Origin of the sequence: Rheinheimera sp., assembly GCF_030824435.1 — a bacterium.
In the GTDB taxonomy this organism is placed as follows: Bacteria; Pseudomonadota; Gammaproteobacteria; order Enterobacterales; family Alteromonadaceae; genus Pararheinheimera.
Window position 1 is genome coordinate 127,410 of record NZ_JAVBXS010000020.1, and the last position, 19,291, is coordinate 146,700.

General features: G+C 48.4%; 17 protein-coding genes and 1 tRNA gene. 10 read left to right on the plus strand and 8 right to left on the minus strand.

Translation table 11 applies throughout. The features are described 5' to 3' along the window. Positions 1-61: 61 nt before the first annotated feature. Positions 62-148, minus strand: a tRNA-Leu gene (locus tag RCH83_RS04465). 491 nt (positions 149-639) lie between these two features. Between RCH83_RS04465 and leuA the strand changes: the two genes are divergently transcribed. The 4 genes from leuA to leuD are packed head-to-tail and all read left to right on the plus strand — an operon-like array spanning position 640 to position 5,352. Continuing rightward, positions 640-2,193, plus strand: a complete 1,554-nt coding sequence (gene leuA, locus RCH83_RS04470; RefSeq protein WP_306519446.1) for a 2-isopropylmalate synthase — start codon at positions 640-642, stop codon at positions 2,191-2,193. 53 nt (positions 2,194-2,246) lie between these two features. Beyond that, positions 2,247-3,329: a 3-isopropylmalate dehydrogenase gene (gene leuB / locus RCH83_RS04475; RefSeq protein ID WP_306519448.1), complete on the plus strand. Its 1,083-nt coding sequence runs from the start codon at positions 2,247-2,249 to the stop codon at positions 3,327-3,329. A gap of 2 nt (positions 3,330-3,331) precedes the next feature. Further along, on the plus strand, positions 3,332-4,753 hold the full coding sequence (gene leuC, locus RCH83_RS04480; protein ID WP_306519450.1) for a 3-isopropylmalate dehydratase large subunit: 1,422 nt from the start codon (positions 3,332-3,334) through the stop codon (positions 4,751-4,753). Next, a complete protein-coding gene (gene leuD / locus RCH83_RS04485; RefSeq protein WP_306519452.1) occupies positions 4,750-5,352 on the plus strand; it encodes a 3-isopropylmalate dehydratase small subunit in 603 nt (200 codons plus the stop codon). Before leuC ends, leuD begins: the two co-directional genes overlap by 4 nt. Positions 5,353-5,587: 235 nt before the next feature. Here leuD and RCH83_RS04490 read toward each other — a convergent pair whose 3' ends face one another. After that, positions 5,588-6,880 (minus strand): glutamate-5-semialdehyde dehydrogenase, encoded by a 1,293-nt coding sequence (locus RCH83_RS04490; RefSeq protein WP_306519454.1) that lies wholly within the window; start codon positions 6,878-6,880, stop codon positions 5,588-5,590. Beyond that, a complete protein-coding gene (proB, locus tag RCH83_RS04495) occupies positions 6,880-7,992 on the minus strand; it encodes a glutamate 5-kinase (protein WP_306519456.1) in 1,113 nt (370 codons plus the stop codon). Before proB ends, RCH83_RS04490 begins: the two co-directional genes overlap by 1 nt. Positions 7,993-8,222: 230 nt before the next feature. Here proB and RCH83_RS04500 point away from each other — a divergent pair, with 230 nt between their 5' ends. Beyond that, a complete protein-coding gene (locus RCH83_RS04500; protein WP_306519458.1) occupies positions 8,223-8,861 on the plus strand; it encodes an OmpA family protein in 639 nt (212 codons plus the stop codon). Between the two features lie 208 nt (positions 8,862-9,069). Further along, the gene (locus RCH83_RS04505) at positions 9,070-9,915 is read left to right on the plus strand and encodes an EamA family transporter (protein ID WP_306519460.1); all 846 of its coding nucleotides are present in this window, start codon (positions 9,070-9,072) and stop codon (positions 9,913-9,915) included. A gap of 14 nt (positions 9,916-9,929) precedes the next feature. Here the strand turns inward: RCH83_RS04505 and RCH83_RS04510 are convergent, their stop codons facing one another. Together RCH83_RS04510 and speE are read right to left on the minus strand one after the other, a co-directional pair. Continuing rightward, positions 9,930-10,382 (minus strand): DUF4124 domain-containing protein, encoded by a 453-nt coding sequence (locus RCH83_RS04510; RefSeq protein ID WP_306519461.1) that lies wholly within the window; start codon positions 10,380-10,382, stop codon positions 9,930-9,932. A gap of 141 nt (positions 10,383-10,523) precedes the next feature. Continuing rightward, positions 10,524-11,384 carry a polyamine aminopropyltransferase gene (gene speE, locus RCH83_RS04515; RefSeq protein WP_306519463.1) on the minus strand — a complete coding sequence of 287 codons (861 nt, stop codon included), beginning with the start codon at positions 11,382-11,384 and terminating at the stop codon, positions 10,524-10,526. Between the two features lie 129 nt (positions 11,385-11,513). Here speE and speA point away from each other — a divergent pair, with 129 nt between their 5' ends. The 3 genes from speA to RCH83_RS04530 all read left to right on the plus strand — a co-directional run bounded on the left by speA (position 11,514) and on the right by RCH83_RS04530 (position 15,330). Then, positions 11,514-13,400 (plus strand): biosynthetic arginine decarboxylase, encoded by a 1,887-nt coding sequence (gene speA, locus RCH83_RS04520; protein ID WP_306519465.1) that lies wholly within the window; start codon positions 11,514-11,516, stop codon positions 13,398-13,400. A gap of 107 nt (positions 13,401-13,507) precedes the next feature. Continuing rightward, a complete protein-coding gene (locus RCH83_RS04525) occupies positions 13,508-14,398 on the plus strand; it encodes an acyltransferase (protein ID WP_306519466.1) in 891 nt (296 codons plus the stop codon). Beyond that, complete coding sequence (locus RCH83_RS04530) at positions 14,395-15,330, plus strand: acyltransferase (protein WP_306519468.1); 936 nt, start codon at positions 14,395-14,397, stop codon at positions 15,328-15,330. The genes RCH83_RS04525 and RCH83_RS04530 overlap by 4 nt, the downstream gene beginning before the upstream one ends. Here the strand turns inward: RCH83_RS04530 and RCH83_RS04535 are convergent. Further along, entirely contained in the window at positions 15,327-16,508 is a 1,182-nt protein-coding gene (locus RCH83_RS04535; RefSeq protein WP_306519470.1) for a methyltransferase, read from the minus strand. The genes RCH83_RS04530 and RCH83_RS04535 overlap by 4 nt on opposite strands. A 146-nt stretch (positions 16,509-16,654) precedes the next feature. Between RCH83_RS04535 and RCH83_RS04540 the strand changes: the two genes are divergently transcribed. Beyond that, the gene (locus RCH83_RS04540; RefSeq protein ID WP_306519473.1) at positions 16,655-17,044 is read left to right on the plus strand and encodes a response regulator; all 390 of its coding nucleotides are present in this window, start codon (positions 16,655-16,657) and stop codon (positions 17,042-17,044) included. Here RCH83_RS04540 and RCH83_RS04545 read toward each other — a convergent pair. Together RCH83_RS04545 and RCH83_RS04550 are read right to left on the minus strand one after the other, a co-directional pair. Next, on the minus strand, positions 17,041-18,012 hold the full coding sequence (locus RCH83_RS04545) for an FHA domain-containing protein (RefSeq protein WP_306519475.1): 972 nt from the start codon (positions 18,010-18,012) through the stop codon (positions 17,041-17,043). The two genes, RCH83_RS04540 and RCH83_RS04545, sit on opposite strands and share 4 nt — an antisense overlap. Next, positions 18,003-19,259: a serine protease gene (locus RCH83_RS04550; RefSeq protein ID WP_306519478.1), complete on the minus strand. Its 1,257-nt coding sequence runs from the start codon at positions 19,257-19,259 to the stop codon at positions 18,003-18,005. The genes RCH83_RS04545 and RCH83_RS04550 overlap by 10 nt, the downstream gene beginning before the upstream one ends. Between the last annotated feature and the right edge of the window lie 32 nt (positions 19,260-19,291).

Genomic DNA, 19,291 nt, shown 5'->3' on the forward strand with positions numbered 1-19,291 from the left:
CGGGTGCGATAACAAAAAATGTGGTTTTGCAGGGAGTGTAAAACAACAAGAAGGAAGTAAATGGTGCCCGGGGCCGGACTTGAACCGGCACGCCCTTTCGAGCGAGGGATTTTAAATCCCTTGTGTCTACCGATTTCACCACCCGGGCAGAGTCATGTGTGCAGAAAGCACTGGCAGAACGGCGCGCATTTTAAGCCTGAGTCTGGCAAATTGTCATGTTATTTTTGCCATTTACGGCAAAAAAATGTCAGTTTGTTGCTTTTTCCAGCAAAAACGGCAAATAAACCGACACGACAAAGCTGATGATACTGCTAGAAAATTCGCCACACAGTTGCAGCTTGTACAAAATAAAACCTGCTGGTTTGGCCATCTATACTGTTGCATTTCCAAAAGTGCCGTGATATTACTAAAAGCATCAGGCATATTGCTGACGAATTAACCAGAATTTTTATGAACAGCCAAAACCGTGTAAACGCCATTATTCTCAACCTCCTCGTGCTCCTACTCAGGCCACGGGGTTTTGTGCATTGGTAACACGCGTTTACCGGAACCAGCAAAAACCCCGAGCCACAGGCCGGGGTTTTTTGTTACCTCAAGGTCTGATAACGGGATAACAAATCAGCGACAGAGGGACAAAATATGAGCGGCCAAGACAAAATCTGGATTTTCGACACCACCTTAAGAGACGGCGAACAGGCATTACGCGCCAGCTTAAGCCATAAACAAAAAATCCAGCTGGCACATGCCATTGCCAGGTTAAACGTCGACGTAATGGAAGTGGGTTTCCCTGTGTCCTCCCCCGGCGATTTTGAATCTGTGCAGGCCATAGCGCAAAGCGTAAAAGGGCCAATTATTTGTGGCCTGGCCCGCGCCGTCAGCGCCGATATTGAAGCCTGTGGCGCCGCGTTAAAAGACGCCGAACGCCGCCGTATTCATACCTTTATCGCCACCTCGCCACTGCATTTACAATACAAATTACGCCGCACCTTAGAACAAGCCACCGAACAAGCTGTTGCTGCCATTCAATTGGCTCGTCGTTTTACCGATGACGTGGAATTTTCCTGCGAAGACGCTGGCCGCACACCCATTGATGATTTATGCCGTATTGTTGAAGCCGCCATTAAAGCCGGTGCCCGCACCATTAATATTCCGGATACCGTTGGTTACACCATCCCGAATGAATTTGCGCAGATCATCACCGGCCTGCGTAACAAAGTGCCGAATATCGATCAGGCCATTATCAGTGTGCATTGCCATAACGATTTAGGTTTAGCCGTCGCCAATAGCATTAGCGCCATTCAGGCCGGTGCGCGGCAGATTGAATGTACCGTTAATGGTATTGGTGAGCGCGCAGGCAACTGTTCGCTGGAAGAAGTGGCGATGATTATTAAAACCCGCGCCGATGTATTGCCGTTTTATACCGATATTAAAAGCACCGAAATTTACCGCTCCAGCCATCTGGTCAGCCAGATTTGCCATATGCCCATTCAGCCAAACAAAGCCATTGTTGGTGAAAACGCTTTTGCCCACAGCTCGGGCATTCACCAGGATGGCATGTTAAAAGCGCAAAACACTTATGAAATTATGTCGCCGGAGCAGGTTGGTATTCGCCAGAACGAATTAAACCTGACCTCACGCTCTGGGCGCGCCGTCATTGCCCACCGTTTAGCCGAATTAGGTTATGGCAAAGAAGATTATGATTTAGAACAGATTTATACCGCTTTTATCGCGCTTGCCGACCAAAAAGGCCGGGTTTTTGATTACGACTTAGAAGCTTTGGTGTTTTTCCAGAATCTGCAGGATGACGACGAACATTACCAATTAGAGTTTTTAAGCTCCAGCACCCACACCGGCCATGTGGCCAGCGCCACTGTTGGCATTAAAGCAGGTGACGAAGTATTTACTGAAGCAGCCACAGGCAATGGCCCGGTCGAAGCCGCATTTTCGGCCATTCACCGCGTAGCCAAACTGGATGTGAAAATGGTGGATTACAACTTACAGGCCAAAGGTGAAGGTGAAAACGCCTTGGGTCAGGTCGATATCATCGCCGAATATCAGGGCCGTCGTTATCACGGTGCCGGCTTGGCTACCGACATAGTCCGTTCGTCGGTGCTGGCTTATGTGCACGTGTTAAACCTGATTGAACGCAGCAAACGCATTGATGCAGCAAAACAAGCGCGAAAACTGGCCTGAATTGGCCGGTATGAACACAGGATTCCAGGAACAGAGTTTATCCAGAGAAACATATGAAAACCTACAAAATTGCAGTATTGGCCGGTGACGGCATAGGCCCTGAAGTGATGCAACAAGCGTTAAAAGTGTTGGAAGTCGTATCCAACAAATTTGGTTTTGCTATTCAAAGCGAAGCGGCTTTAGTGGGCGGCGCCGCCATTGATGAACATGGTGAAGCCCTGCCTGAGAGCACTTTAGCTTTGTGCAAACGCAGCGACGCTATTTTATTTGGCTCAGTAGGCGGCCCGAAGTGGACCAGCTTGCCACCAGCGCAGCAGCCAGAGCGCGCTTCGTTATTACCACTGCGTAAAACCTTCGATTTATTCTGCAATTTACGCCCAGGCAAAATTTACCCGGCTTTTGCCGAATTATCACCGCTGCACCCACGCACCAGCAGTCAGGGCATGGACATTTTGTGTGTGCGTGAACTGACCGGCGGCATTTATTTTGGCGAAAAAGGCCGCTCGCAAGACAGCGCTTTTGATACCCAGACTTACAGCGTGAAAGAAATTGAACGCATTACCCGCGTAGCTTTTGAAGCCGCCACTAAACGCAATAACAAAGTGACTTCTATTGATAAGGCCAATGTGCTGGCAACTTCGGTGTTGTGGCGCGAAGTGGTTTCACGCATCGCCAAAGATTATCCGGGCGTAGAACTTGAGCATATGTATATCGACAACGCCGCAATGCAGCTGATTCGGGCACCAAAACACTTTGACGTGCTTTTGTGCGACAACCTGTTTGGCGACATTTTATCCGATGAAATTGCTGCTATTGCTGGTTCCTTGGGTTTGTTACCGTCCGCCAGCTTAAACGGCTCTAATTTTGGTTTATATGAACCAGCAGGTGGCAGCGCACCGGATATCGCGGGCCAGGGCATTGCTAACCCGGTAGCGCAGATTTTATCCGCCGCCTTATTACTGCGTTTTAGCTGTGGTGAAGAAGCCGCTGCCCGCGCCATTGAAGCAGCCGTTGAACAGACTTTAGAGCGTGGCATTGTGACGCGCGATATCAATCCACAATCCACTTACAGCACCAACGATATTGGCAACGCTATTGTTAACGCCATTCGTGCTACAGAAAAGGCAGGAGCATAAAAATGGGCCGTACCCTTTACCAAAAAATTTACCAAAGTCACGTGGTCGGTTCATTAAACGGCAGCACCGATTTATTGTTTGTCGACCGGCATCTGATCCATGAAGTCACCAGCCCGCAGGCATTTTCCGGTTTAAAACTGGCCGGTCGCAAAGTACGGCGGCCGGATTTAACCTTCGCCACTATGGATCACAATACCTCAACCCAGGTGCGCAGCTACGACGCCGCCGGTGAAACCTCGCGCAAACAGCTGGAAGCACTGGCCGCCAACTGCGCTGAAAATGGCATTGAATTGCTGGATTTATATCATCCGGATCAAGGCATAGTGCATGTGATAGGCCCAGAGCTTGGTTTAACCCAGCCTGGCATGGTGATTGTCTGTGGTGATTCGCACACCTCCACCCATGGCGCTTTTGGTGCTATTGCTTTTGGCATTGGTACCTCTGAAGTAGAGCACGTGCTGGCCACCCAAACCTTACCGCAACAAGTGGCCAAAACTTTAAAAGTGGAAGTCACAGGCCGGTTATCGCCTTTTGTCACGCCTAAAGATGTGATTCTGGCAATTATCGGTAAATTAGGCACAGCTGGTGGCAATGGTTATGTGGCGGAATTTTGTGGTGAAGCCATTCGTGGCATGACGATGGAAGGCCGCATGACGCTGTGTAATATGAGCATCGAAATGGGCGCCAAAGCCGGTTTAATTGCGCCGGATGAAACCACCTTTGCTTATTTACAAGGTAAACCACATGCGCCAAAAGCAGAACACTGGGATGCGGCCGTTGCCTACTGGCAATCGCTGTATTCCGATGATGATGCTGTGTTTGATACTGTGGTGAGCATTGACGGCAGCCAAATCCGGCCACAAATCAGCTGGGGTACCAATCCGGAACAAGTGATTGCGGTCGATCAACCAGTGCCGGCGCCTGAGTCTTTTCAAGATTTAATTAAAGCCGATGCTGCCAAACGCGCTTTAACCTATATGGGGCTGGAAGCCGGTCAGAAGCTGACTGATATTGCCGTTGATGTAGTCTTTATCGGCTCTTGCACCAATAGCCGCATTGAAGATTTACGCGCTGCTGCCGCCGTGGTTGGCAGCCAAAAAGTGGCTTCTGGTGTACGTGCTTTGGTGGTGCCGGGTTCAGGCCAGGTGAAACGTCAGGCAGAAGCTGAAGGTTTGGCCGATGTATTTAAAAACGCCGGTTTTGAATGGCGCGAACCTGGTTGCTCTATGTGTTTAGGCATGAATGACGACCGCGTTGATGCCGGTCAGCGCTGCGCCTCCACTTCCAACCGTAACTTTGAAGGCCGTCAGGGCCGAGGCAGCCGCACCCATTTAGTGAGTCCGGCGATGGCAGCTGCAGCCGCTATTGCCGGTAAGTTTGTGGATATTTCTAAGATGTCAGTCACTCAAGGAGCGCAGGCATGAGCCAGATTTTTGCAAAGGGTTTAGTCTGCCCACTGGATAAAAATAACGTTGATACCGACCAAATTATCCCAAAACAGTTTTTAACCTCAGTCAGCCGTGACGGTTTTGCCGAAGCGTTGTTCTTTGACTGGCGTTATCAGGCTGACGGCAGCGCCAATCCGGAATTTATTCTGAATGAACCGCAATACCAAGGCGCTTCCATTTTGCTGACCCGCACCAACTTTGGTTGTGGATCATCACGCGAACACGCGCCCTGGGCCATTCAGCAATATGGTTTTAACGTGGTTATTGCCGAAAGTTTTGCCGATATTTTCTTTAATAACAGCGTCAACAACGGCATGTTGCTGATTAGTTTAAGCGCGTCAAACATCGAATTTTTGTTTAACCGCTGCAAACAAGGGCCACAACAATGGCAAATTGATTTGGCAAATCAGGAAATTCTGCTGGGCAATAATGCCGCTGTAGGTTTTGCCATGGATCAGGACGTCAAACAACGGTTGTTGTCTGGGCTGGATTTTATCGGTGCCAGCGAAACCTTAAGTGCGCAGATTGACCAATACGAAAAGCAACGCCGTCAGGCGACTCCCTGGCTAGGCTAATGGGCCTGGCTGAGTTTAATGGACCTGCGGACTTTAATAGACTGAGTGGCTGCGCTGACAAAAACCCGCAGCCACCACTGAATCTGAGGTTTTCCGCATAAAAAAACGCAGGAACATCCTGCGTTTTTTGTTTTTAACTCAGAGCTCTGCGCTGTAAATCCAGGCTGTAAAGCTGAACTGTAACGTTGTGTAGGGGCGCTGGACTGGCAGCTGCGTCTGTCAACAACCCCTGCTGTTAACCACGCACCTGGCCATCACCTATGACTATATATTTTTCGGTGGTTAAAGACTCCAGCCCCATTGGACCATAAGCGTGTAACTTGCTGGTGGAAATACCAATTTCGGCACCCAACCCCAGCTCGCCGCCATCGGAAAAGCGCGACGAAGCATTTACCATCACCACAGCAGAGTTAATGGCTTTTAAAAAGCGCTGAGCGCGGCTGATATCCTGGGTACAAATGACTTCGGTATGGCCTGAGCTGTGTTGTTCAATATGCGCGACAGCAGCAGCAAAGTTGTCGACCACCTTTACCGACATGGCAAGCGCCAGATATTCAGTATCAAACTGATCGTCAGCGGCTTGTTGCGCCTGTGGCAACAAAGCTACTGTTTTGCCACAACCAAACAGCTGCACGCCTTTTTCTGTTAAAGCCTTGCCTGCTAATGTTAAAAATTCAGCGGCAATATCGGCATGCACCAACAGGGTTTCCAGTGCATTACAAACACCCGGCCTTTGGGTTTTGCCGTTGAGCAGCAGCGCCAGCGCCTTGTTAAAGTCGGCGGCTTTATCGACAAATAAATGACAAACACCTTTGTAATGCTGGATCACCGGAATACGGCTATGTTCACTGACAAAACGGATTAAACCTTCACCACCCCTTGGTATCACTAAATCCACAGTGTTGTTTTGCTGCAACAGTTGCAGCAATAAATCCCGGTCCGGATTTGGCAATACACTAATAGCAGCAGGATTAATTTGATGGGTCACCAGCACCTGTTGCAGCACTTTGGCAATGGCGAGGCTGGAATGTAAAGCCTCACGGCCACCCCGTAGAATCACCGCATTGCCCGATTTAAAACACAAAGCGCCGGCATCTGCTGTGACATTGGGCCTTGCTTCATAAATCATCGCGATGACACCAAGTGGAATACGCATGCGCCCCACCTGAATGCCATTCGGCCTTGGCGCCAACTGGCGGATTTGACCCACAGGGTCGGCCAGGCTGGCAATTTGCCGCACTGCGCCCGCCAGCGCATGAATGCGCTCCCGGGTTAATAACAACCTGTCCTGCATAGCTTCGGCTAAACCATTGGCGACAGCGTTTTGCATATCCAGCTGATTTTGTTCCAGAATACTGCTGGTTGCCGCTTCCAGTGCATCCGCCATCGCCAGCAACACCCGGTTTTTTTCCGCTTCAGATAACTGCGCCAGTTGCCGGCTGGCCGCTTTTGCTTGTTGGCATAACGCCGCTATGTCTACTGCTTGGCCAACCGCCTGGTCTACCCCTTGATCAAACTGGTTTTGCATCAGAGTTGCTCCATCAAAACTAAATCGTCGCGGTGAACCGCCACTTCACTTGGGCAATAACCCAATACAGCTTCAATTTGTGCACTGTGAATGCCTTTGATTTTATTCAGCTCAGGTGCGCTGTATTGGCAAACCCCTTTGGCAAGTTTGTCGCCTGTACTGCTGACCAGCCAGATAGCGTCACCTTTATCAAAATCACCTTTGACTGCCACCACACCTTTGGCCAACAACGAAGCGCCTTTGTGCAATAAAGCATCCACAGCACCGGCGTCTAATGTCACTTCGGCACTGGCTTTGCTGCTATGTAATAACCAGTGTTTTTTTGCACTTAAATGGCCGGTTTTAGCACAAAACAAGGTTCCTGCCGATCCCCCTTTCAGCAGCGCATCAAAACTGCTGGCCTTCTGGCCATTGATGATCAGCGTTTCAATACCCTGCGCTGCCGCTTTGGCAGCAGCCTGTAATTTAGTCACCATGCCACCTGTACCCACGGCATGATGGCTGCCACCGGCCATGGCATAAATGTCCGGCGTGATGCTTTCAACCTGCGGAATAAACTGCGCGTCTGGATTGGTTCTTGGGTTGGCGTTGTATAAACCGTCAATATCGGAGCAGATAATTAAGGCATCAGCGTCTACCACTATCGCCACCATAGCGGCCAGGTTGTCGTTGTCGCCCACTTTCAGCTCAGCTGTTGCCACAGTGTCGTTTTCATTGACCACAGGCACAGCACCATGGCTTAACAAGGTGCGTAAGGTATTGTCGATATTCAGATATCTTTTACGGTCGCGTAAATCATCATGGGTTAACAATATCTGCGCACAAGGCCAATCCAGCAGTTTGCTCCAGAGCATCATCATCTGGCTCTGACCAATAGCTGCCATGGCTTGTTTGACGTTGATGGGCAGCGGCTGATGGCTAAAGGGAATAGCAGCGCGGCCTGCAGCCACACTACCACTGGAAACTAATACCACTTCCACACCCTGTAATTTGCATTCGCTGATAAAGCGGGCAATCGCCAGCAAATAACGGGTGGAACAACCTTTGCCTTCAGGTGCAATCAAAGCACTACCCACTTTGATCACAATCCGCTTCCAACGCAGCGCGTTCATGCTGTTAAAACCCTCTGTTATTGTTTTTTAATTCAGCAGGAGCTTAACTTTTCAGACGTATATATGTCCAGCTGAATCCAGTGGCCGGACAAGCAGGTAAAACCACCACAAATTCACTGGCGTCAGCGCTGTTGTCTGACTACACTGCCGCGGCCTAACGCCTACAGATTCAGCCAAAATTCAGTTCTGCCGGACTAGGCTGCCTTTATTGCTTTTATCAAGGACTACTGATGAATACACGTCATTATTTGGTTGCCGCTTTGTGCACCAGCTTAGCTTTAAGTGGTTGTGCCACTATCACGCAAAACAACACCACTAAAGGTGCCGCTATTGGCGCTGCTGTTGGTGCTATTGCCGGTAAAGCTACCGGCAACCACAAAAACAAAAGATTAGCCATTGGCGCAGCTTTAGGTGCTTTAACCGGTGCTGCTGTTGGCCGTTATATGGACAATCAGGAACAAGCTTTGCGTGACCAGCTGTCCGGCACCGGTGTAAAGGTGTATCGCGATGGCGACATTTTGCGCCTTGATATTCCGGCTCAGGTGACTTTTGCTGTGGGTCGTAGCGATATCCGCGCCGATTTATATCCGGTACTCAACGACATCGCCAAGGTATTGGGTGAATACAACAAAACCATGCTGGTGATCACAGGCCACACCGACGACACAGGCCCAATGAACCTGAATATGCAGTTGTCGCAGTCCCGTGCTGACGCGGTAAAAAGTTACCTGATAGCCCAGCAGGTCGACCCTATCCGGCTGGAAACCCGCGGTGTAGGCCCGAATTATCCGGCAGTGCCAAATACCAATGAAGCCAACCGCGCAATGAACCGCCGGGTGGAAATTCATATCGAACCAGTGACCGAATAAGTTTGTCCCAGGGGCGGTTTATTGTTGTTTTTAAGCTGCCCTTTTTTCCTGCGAACTCTGCGCCGTATACCCAGCGTCCACTCAATACCGCCCACTCAACAAACCTGATGCTGGTTTTGAATGTCAGCACAATAGCCCGCCGCCACACTGTTTAATCTGGCGAAAAAACGTTAGTCTTGGCCGGTTTTGACATCAAGGGCAATTTTGCATGCAGTTATTAATCTGGGTGACGCTGATCTGGTCTTTTAGTTTTTCGCTGATTGGTGAATTTCTGGCGGGAAAAGTAGACCCTTATCTGGCCGTTGGTAGTCGCATGGCGTTGGCGCTGTTGTTATTTTTACCCTGGTTAATCCGTTATAAAACGCCGCCAAAACAAGCGGCAGCTCTGGCCGGCATTGGCGCTGTGCAACTTGGGTTGATGTATCTGTTTTTTTATCACAGTTTTTTATATCTGACAGTGGCTGAAGTGTTGCTGTTTACTATTCTGACGCCGGTTTATGTGGTGTTGTTTGACCGGATTTTGCAACAAAAACCCATCAGTTGGCGCTGGCTTGGCCCGGCAGCTCTGGCCGTTTCAGGTGCTTTGGTGATCCGTTTTTCACCGCCTACTACAGATTTTTGGTTAGGTCTGTTGTTGGTGCAGGCCGCCAACTTATGTTTTGCTTTTGGTCAGGTGGCTTACCGCCAGCTTGCCCTTGGCAGCAGCATGCAACAACAACAGAGTTTTGGTTGGTTTTTTGTTGGTGCATCGCTGGTTGCTGCTTTAGGCGCCTGGTTGTTTGCCGACTGGCAAAAAGCGCCACAAAGCACCAGCGAATGGGCCATTTTGGTTTGGTTGGGTTTGGTGGCATCAGGTATTGGTTATTGGTTGTGGAATGCCGGCGCCCGTCAGGTGAATGCTCACCAGCTGGCTGTAATGAACAATTTATTGATCCCCGCCGGTTTATTGGTGAATTTTGTGCTTTGGCAACAACAAGTCAACTGGCTGACTTTTAGTCTGGGGTCGGTATTGATAGTGGCGAGTTTAAGCTGGGGAAAAAGGCTCAACAATTAGCTGAGCCTGATATATCAGTTAACGGCGTATTGGCGTTGCAAAGTGCTCATTTGATGATGTAATGCCGTTAATTCCTGCTGCTGTTTTTGCTGTTGCTCAGCAAATTCCTGCCGCAATTTTTGCATTTTTTGATTTAACATCGCCAGATAGTTCGACTTGGCGCCTTTTTTCTGTGCTTCGTAATATTCATCTTCCAGCGCTGTTAACTGCTTCTTTTGCTGCTGCTCAAGTACAGACAATTGATATTCCAGATAACGGCCTTTTTTCTTCAGGCCTTCCATCTGTTGATCTGACTTTTTATTGCTGCTGAGGATCACATTGCCGGCGCTGACCTCTTGGGTTAACTCGGCACTTTCCTCACATGGGAACTGACTAAAAGTAACTTTGCCGTCCTGTTCGCATTGATATACGTTGGCTTGTGCACCAGCGGCACAAAGTAATAATAAACAAAGACTATGACATTTCATCGGCAGTTCTCCCAACTTGAACGTTAAATGTACAGAAGCATTTAAGATCAAGCAAGTACTGAACCAACAAAGTTACATATTTCTGACAGCATCACAAATTGCTAACAACCAAAACCGCTGGCACAATAAGCCTCAAAGCCTTTAATCACGCAGCTTGCGGCGCATAAAGTTAGGCCATGCCATGGCAGCCTGATGAATGTCGGCATTGTAATATTCGGTGGAAAAACCGGCATTATCGGCGTCTTCACGACGGAAGCCGTCAAAAGGCTGACCTTTGCGTGCCATAGTGCATGTCCACCAACCACTTGGGTAAACCATTTGTGGAAAATTCAAGGTTTGCAGCTGCGCAAAACCCGCGTCTTTCATCGCTTCACGCATGGCGTTCAGCAGCTCCAGATGAATAAGCGGTGACTCACTTTGTTGCACCAGAATGCCACCTGGTTTTAAAGCGTTAAAACAGCTTTGATAAAAAGCACGGTTAAATAAACCTTCACCAGGGCCAATAGGGTCAGTTGAATCAACAATCACCACATCCAGGCTTTCAGGCGCAGCTTCACGCATATATTTAATGCCATCATCAAACAGTAATTGAACGCGCGGGTCTGAATTGGAAGCACAAAGTTCAGGGAAATATTGTTCGGCCATGCGGGTGACCTGCTCATCAATATCTATCTGAGTGACAGCTTGTACTGATCGATGTTTCAGCACTTCACGTAAGGTACCGCAATCGCCGCCGCCGATGATCACCACCTGCTGCGGATTTGGATGAGTAAACAATACCGGGTGGCTTAACATCTCGTGGTAAAGGAAATTTTCCCTGCTGCTCAGCATAATAACGCCATCGATCACCATCATATTGCCGAACTCTGTGGTTTCGTAGACTTCAATATGTTGGAAAGGGGACTGAACTTCAGCTAACTTCTGGTGAATTTGCAGGGAAAACGCACTTCCGCTAGGTTGGAAAATTTCGGTAAACCATTGTTTAGAATTAAGTTCTGACATAGCTCCACTCCGGGCACTGGCAAAGGGGGCAATTATTTTGCCAGTGAAGCCGCTTTGGGACAAATTTTTCATGTTTTTTTGCTGCTATTGCACTTAAAATAGCGACCTAATTTTTTGAAGGGCACGACAATGGCAGAATGGGGTATCGACAAAGCAAGATCCATCTATAACGTAGCAGTCTGGAGCGAAGGCTATTTTGATGTCAACGCACAGGGCAATCTCGTTGCTTATCCGGATCAGGATCACAGCAAACCAGGCATTAGCTTTCCGGAGCTGACTGCACGTTTTAAAGAAGAAGGATTAACGCTGCCGGTTTTGGTACGTTTTACCGATATTCTGGAACATCGTGTTGATACGCTGATCAAGTCTTTTGCCAAAGCCAAGCAAGAGCGCGAGTATCAGGGCGAATACACAGCAGTTTACCCAATTAAGGTAAACCAGCAGTTTTCAGTGGTCAGTAAACTGGTCAGTCACCACAGTGGTAAAGTGGGTCTGGAAGCAGGCTCTAAACCAGAACTGATGGCCATTTTAGGTGTCACTGAACAACCACTGCGTATTGTTTGTAACGGTTATAAAGACAGCGAATTCCTGCGCCTGGCCACTATTGGCCAGATGATGGGCCACAGTGTTTATGTGGTTGTGGAAAAACTGTCTGAATTAAAAACCTTAATCCGCGAAATAGACAGCCTGGAAGCGGCACCTTTTATCGGTATCCGTATCAAGCTGAATTCAGTGGGTAAAGGCAAATGGCAAAACACCGGTGGTGAAAAAGGTAAGTTTGGTTTAACTGCCACTCAGGTTCTGCAAGCCATTGATATTTTAAAAGAAGCTGGCAAGTTAGATTTATTGCAACTGGTGCATTTCCATATTGGTTCACAAATTGCGAATATCCGTGATATTCACAATGCTATCCGTGAATGTGCCCGTCATTATGCTGAACTGCGCACCTTAGGTGTGCCTATCACTACAGTTGATGTCGGTGGTGGTTTAGGTGTGGATTACGAAGGTTCGAACTCACGTTCAGCTTGTTCAATGAACTACACCATGTACGAATACGCGCGCAACGTAGTGTATGGTTTAAAAGAAGTCTGTGACGAATACGATTTGCCACATCCAAACATTATCACTGAATCTGGCCGCGCTATGACAGCCCACCACGCTGTACTGGTCACAGACGCTATCGACGTGGAAAGAGCACCTGGCCTGCGTCATCTGCCGGAGCCAAGTGAAGATTCACCTCAGGTAGTCTGGGCTTTGTGGGATTCTTACCAGAACGTGACTTCACGTTCTGCGGTTGAGGCTTACCACGACGCTGTGCATTATTTTACCGACGCCCACGCCCAATATGTGCATGGTCTGCTGACGTTAAAAGACTGGTCGTTATTGGAGCAGATTTATTTTGCCACCATTAACAAAGTGAAAGACAAGCTGGACTTATCTTCACGTTCACACCGTGAAATTCACGATGAGCTGAATGAAAAACTGGCCGACAAGTTATTCGTTAACTTCTCATTGTTCCAGTCAATGCCGGATGCCTGGGGTATTGATCAGCTGTTCCCGGTAATGCCACTGGAACGGATGAACGAATCGCTGGAACAACGCGCCATTATTCAGGACATCACCTGTGATTCTGACGGTGCGCTGAAAAGTTATGCCGACGGCAACGGTATTGAATCCAGCTTGCCATTACCGGCCTATAAAGAAGATGAACAATACCTGCTGGGTATGTTTATGGTCGGTGCTTACCAGGAAATTCTGGGTGATTTGCACAACCTGTTTGGCGACACCGACTCAGTGCACGTTGAACTGAACAGTGACGGCAGTTATAAACTGACCAACGCCATTAAAGGTGACACTGTGGCTGACGTATTACGTTATGTGCAGTTTGACGCGGAAAAGCTGTTGCAGTCGTATAAAAACCAGCTGGCCACTTCGAAGTTTAATGCTGCCCAACAAGCCTCTATGCTTGATGAGCTGAAAGCCGGTGTTTATGGTTACACCTATTTCGAAGATTAAGGTACACTGACACAGGTCGGAGCAGTCGCACTCTTCATGCCACTGCAATGACCAATGAGATACAAAGAGCAGCTCCGCCTGCTCTTTTTCTTTGTGGAGGAAAACCTATGTTGCACTTTTTACCTAAGCCATTGATTGGCATCATTTCTTTTATGATGTATCTGATCAACACCCTGTTCTGGGCTTGCCCCATTTTGTTATTGGCCATCTTAAAACTGCCACCGGTGCGGTTATGGCAGGTTGGCATTACTTATCTGCTCGACACCTGCGCCAGCGCCTGGATCAGTCTGAACAATATGACCAGCCGTTTATTCAGCAAAATTCATTGGGATGTTAAAGGTTTAGATAAGCTGTCGGTAAAAGACTGGTACCTGGTGATCGCCAACCATCAATCCTGGGTGGATATTCTGGTGTTGCAAAAAGTAATGAACCAGCAAGTGCCTTTTTTAAAATTTTTCCTGAAAAAAGAGCTGATTTATGTGCCTGTGATAGGCCTGTGCTGGTGGGCGCTGGATTTTCCTTTTATGAAACGCTACAGCGCAGCTTTTTTAAAAAAATACCCAGAGCTCAAAGGCCAGGATATAAAAACCACCCGCAAGGCCTGCGAAAAATTCCGTTATAAACCAGTGTCGGTGATGAATTTTCTCGAAGGCACCCGCTTTACACCAGAAAAACAACAACAGCAACAATCGCCATTCCAACATTTATTAAAACCCAAAGCCGGTGGCATTTCTTTTGTGTTAAACGCTATGGGTGAACATCTGCATAAATTGCTGGATGTGACTATTTATTACCCGAAAGGCGCACCAACTTTCTGGGATTATATCTCTGGCAAAGTGCATGACATCAAGGTTAGAGTGCGGGTACTGCCTATTGACCAGAACCTGATAGGTGACTACGAAGATCCACAGTTTCGCGAGCGTTTTCAGTTATGGGTTAATCAGCTATGGCTGGACAAAGACCAGCAACTGATCAGGTTGCAACAGGGAGAAGTATGATGTTGATGGAGTTATTCCGGCTGTTGCGTGCGCCTTTTGCACTGGCACTTTTTACGCTGAATCTGAGCTTGTGGGGCTGTATTGTCACTCTATGTGGTGTGCTCAAACTATTGTTGCCAGTGCCGGTATTGCAAATTCAGGTGTCACGACTGGCACACTGGGCATACCGCCACTGGTCTTTACACAACCGCCAGTTGATTGGTTTATTTAACAAGGTTGAGTGGCAACTGTCTGGCCTGACAGAGCTGAAGCAAGACAGCTGGTATTTGTTAATTTCCAACCATAAAAGCTGGCTGGATATTCCGGTGTTAAGCCAGTTTGCGCTGGAGCGTATTCCGGAGCCGAAGTTTTTTTTAAAAGAAGAACTCAAATGGGTGCCTTTTATTGGTTCGGCATCCTGGGCGCTGGACATGCCTTTTATGAAAAGGTACAGCCAGGCGCAAATTCAGAAAAACCCGGCGCTGAAAGGCAAAGACATCGAAACCACAAAAAAGTCCTGCGAAAAGTTCCGCCACACGCCTACCACTATCATCAATTTTGTTGAAGGCACCCGCTTTACCAGCAGCAAACAAAAACACAAAAACAGCCCGTTCCGCCATTTATTACCAGCCAAAGCCGGTGGTATTGCTTTTACGCTGGCCAGTATGGGTTCGCAGTTTGATGCTGTATTGGATGTCACACTGATTTATCCGGATAACCCAAACCATGTACTGGTAGATATGTTGCTCGGTAAATTAAAACGGGTGGTGATTCAGGTGGAAGTGCTGCCGGTTAACGACCACATTATTGGTGATTATTTTAACGACGAAGCTTTTCGCCAGCGGTTTCAGCTATGGCTGAACCAAAGGTGGGTGCATAAAGACCAGCAAATCAGTCATTACCTGGGTACAGCGCCTGTCACTCTGACTGAGCTGGATTGTTCGTCGGTTTAACGATAAGCACTGATCAGCAGATTGCGTGGGGTCACACTGGCCTCACACAGCTGCTGTAACTGCACCTGATAACCCTGCTCCACCAGATACAAAGCCCGGTCCAGCACCAACCACAATTCCAGCGGCCGACGGAATAAATGCTGTACTAGCTCAATACGCCTTTGTAACAACAACAAGGCTTGCGCCTGCTGTAAATAACACAAACCATCTTGTTGTACCGGCCAATGCAGCTGATGCTGTGAAGCTGCCCACTTGGCAAAAGCGGCAAATTCACCACTAAACCAGTGTTTGCCAGTGGAAGCTAGTGGCTGATAAAGCTCACTGCCTGTTTGTTCGTTGTGCCATAACTGATAAGCACGGCGCCATAACACTTCGGTATGGCGCAAACGCCGCACCCGTTCACCGCCGGTATTGTGCCCCTGCACCGACAGTTTCAGTTCCTGTTTTGTCAGTTTCAACTGACTCTGCGCCGCCAGTTGCGACAGCGGCTGGTAAAGATCCCCTTGTTGCAAATGATAACAACAAGGCAGCAGATGCAGTTCAGCACAATTCGCCGCTACACCGGCCTGCAACGCCACCCGGTGTAAATCACCACATGCATGTAAAGCCACCAGTTGATCAACACCGCTAAAAACCTGTTGTTGTTCACCTTGCAGCACATTGTGTTCAATAAAGTTCTGTTTTAGTTGCAGTTTGTCGGCTTGTTGTTGCCCCTGCTGACATAACTCAGCCTGCCATTCCAGACTACGAACTTCATTGTGGTAAGCAAAACAAAGCACTTTTCCCAGATGGCCTTTACCGGCGCACCACTCCAATACAGTGCCGTCTTTTTTGCCAACAGCTTCGGCAAAAAGAGAAATTTGTTGCCACTTGCGCCCACCTATATCGGTACTAAGCCAAAAGGGCAAACTGAGGCCTTTGGCCTGAAAAAATGGCAGCTGCGGCATCAGTTGAAATAACAACGGAAAAAAACCGGCAAAATAGTGTTGTTGTAGAACCGGGTTTTGGTCAATGGCATCACATTGTTCCAAACTCAAAGACAACAACAAGGCGTTCAGTTCAGCATCGGCAAAAGGCAAAGCTTTTGCCTGCATAGGCTGTAGTCGCCACTGCGGCTGTAGTTGTAGCAGTAACTGGTCCAGCTGGAAAAACCACAACTTCAGATCATCAGTCAGCACAGGCTATCCGGTTATAAAGGGCAAATCAGGTTGTTATTATACGAAGCCAGCCGCCGACAAAGCCAGCATTGTCAGTGGACATGGCTAGCCACTACGCGGCTGTTATGCCAGACTAAAGCATCTTAGGTTGAATGCAGAGATAGCCGATGAATGATTTAGTCCGTGTGATGCATGTCGAAGATGATCAATCAATTCAGGATGTTGCCAGAGTAGCTCTGGAGATAGTCGGAGGTTTTCAGGTTTGCACCTGTAGCTCAGGCCAGGAAGCTCTGGACAAATTTACCGTATTTTCGCCGCAACTGGTGCTGCTGGATGTGATGATGCCAGGTATGGATGGCCCTACCACCCTCAAACAACTGCAACAGATGTTTGATTTACGCCAGGTGCCTGTCGTCTTTATGACAGCCAAGGTGCAGGCCAGCGAGATTGAATCTTATAAAGCGCTGGGAGCCAGTGATGTAGTGGTCAAACCTTTTGATCCTATGACGTTGTCGAGCCAAATCCGGCAGATCTGGCTCGACAGTCAGCAGCCTTAATCCTGTTCCTGACGTTCTTTGGCAGCAGCCTCAAACAGGCTGTTGCTGCTTTGGGCAAAATCTTCGGCACTGACCGCAGTGTTCAGATAAAAACTCAGGGGTAATAAACTGTGGTCAAACTGCGGTGCCAGCTGACGGGATTCATCAAACCAGAAACCCAGCCCCAGACTTTGTACACTGAGTAACAGCGCCAGACCAAAAGCCATCGCCATTTTTTTAAATACACTAATTTGCATCGCCAGATAAAAGTTGGCACCAAGCAACAAAGTTAATATCACCAGTCGGCCGGCTTCCTGCAGCCAGTTGATGGCGGCAGCACCATCAAAACTGAAGTTCATGATCACCATCAGCGCCTGCCATACCGCCATCACACTCAGACCAATAAAAGTAATACCCAACTGAGGTAAAAATCTGGCTTCGTGCTGATTGATTTTGGACCAGAGCGCCAACACTGCTGGCCATAAAGTTAATACCAGCAACAACAAAGGCAAATTCACCAGACTACGCGACCACTGTGCCTGCTGCTGCTCAGGTGCCGCCAGCCAGATATGAAATACTTCTTCGAACAGCATAAACAACAATAACAACAGGATCAGCCCCAGATGGCCACAACGCAGCAGGCGTTGTTCCAGCGGATTAAATGGCAAGGCCGGCGCCACCTGATGGGCATCGTCATAAATCCGCACCGCCTGTTCACCAAGCCAGCACAACTGGCCGGATTGCAGCTGTTGAGGTTCCGTTAACGGCTGTTTTGGCTGCAGATAACTGCCATTCATCGACGCCAGATCACGTAATATCCACTGGCCTTCTTCATCCAGCACCAGCTCGGCATGATGGGGACAAATATGTTTGTCGTACAAAATAACGTCGTTGTCGTAAGCCCGCCCCAACGCCACTCTGTGTTGGCTGAACTTATGGCGTTCCGTCACTTTATGTTGTTTATTCAGCACCTCAATAATTATTGCCATAATACTGCCTCACTGAATTTGCGGGCAAAAGCCTGTGCATTGTCCTGACTGACCCCAGACAAGGTAAAGTGGCTGATCACCCCTTGTTGCTGATGGTCCAGCGAAGCCGCCAGATATAACACGTCAAACAAGGTGGCAAAGTTACGATAAGCACGGACACAAAAAATGGTTTTGGCATGCTGACCATTGTGTTGTTGCACCACCTGATGCTGGCACTCAAAAGGCGTGACATCTTCTTTACTGGCCTGATTGTCGGCATTGGCACTGCTGATATTCTGTTGGTAACGGTTAAAAAACTGCAGCGGGTGCAAACCAACACCATGCAACCATTCAAACTGCATCTCAATACGACCGGTACTAAACTGTTGCGACAGGAAAATTTCTTCTCCCTGACTACAAAACGCCGCCACTTTTTTCAGCTGGTCTTTGCTTTTTTCCACATTGGATTCACCCCAACAACGGATAAAAGGCACCACTTCATCCGGCACCTTGCCGGGGCCAAAATCTTTGAGTTGCCAGTTGGCGGATAAAATTTCACTGAACATTTTTTGCTGGCTGTCAAACAGCTGTTGTTCAATCTGTTTAGGCAGGTCGGTATTGCTGTTTTGTTGCTGATAACTGGTCAATAACCTGGATAACGCATCGGCCGGTACCAGAAAACCCAGCTGATTGCCGGCAGAAGCCACATTCACACCCACCACTTTACCGCTGGCATCCACTGTGGGGCCACCACTCATGCCGGCGTTTACAGCACCGGTAAAATGGATCCTTGGGTAATAACTGTATTTTTGTAAGCCGTTATAGGTGCCTGGCACCAGGATCATACCCAAATCATGGGGATTACCGAGCGAATACAAAGTTGCGCCCTGTACAGGTTTTTCCGCTTGAATACTGAATCTTTCTACTGGTTGGTAATCAGTTTGTACTAAAGCCAGGTCGTTGACCACGTCCACTGCCAGCACTGTTAAAGCGCCTTTTTGCTGATTCGCCGCCAGATATTCCAGCTGATACTTCTCCGGAAACAACACCGCTTCAGACACCACATGGTAATTAGTGACCAATAAATTCGCCTGCTCCAGCACAAAACCTGTGCCTATAGATGCTTTGGCGCCCGAAGCTTTTTCCAACACCCGCACCTGCAATAAAGCAGGTTCATAACGGGCAAATAATTGTTCCGCTGAATCAGCCCGCACCTGCAAAGTGGTGACCAGCAACAGCAAACTACAGCAGTACCAAATCCAGCGCATAACAGATCCTTGTGAGCTCAGATGCCAGCATG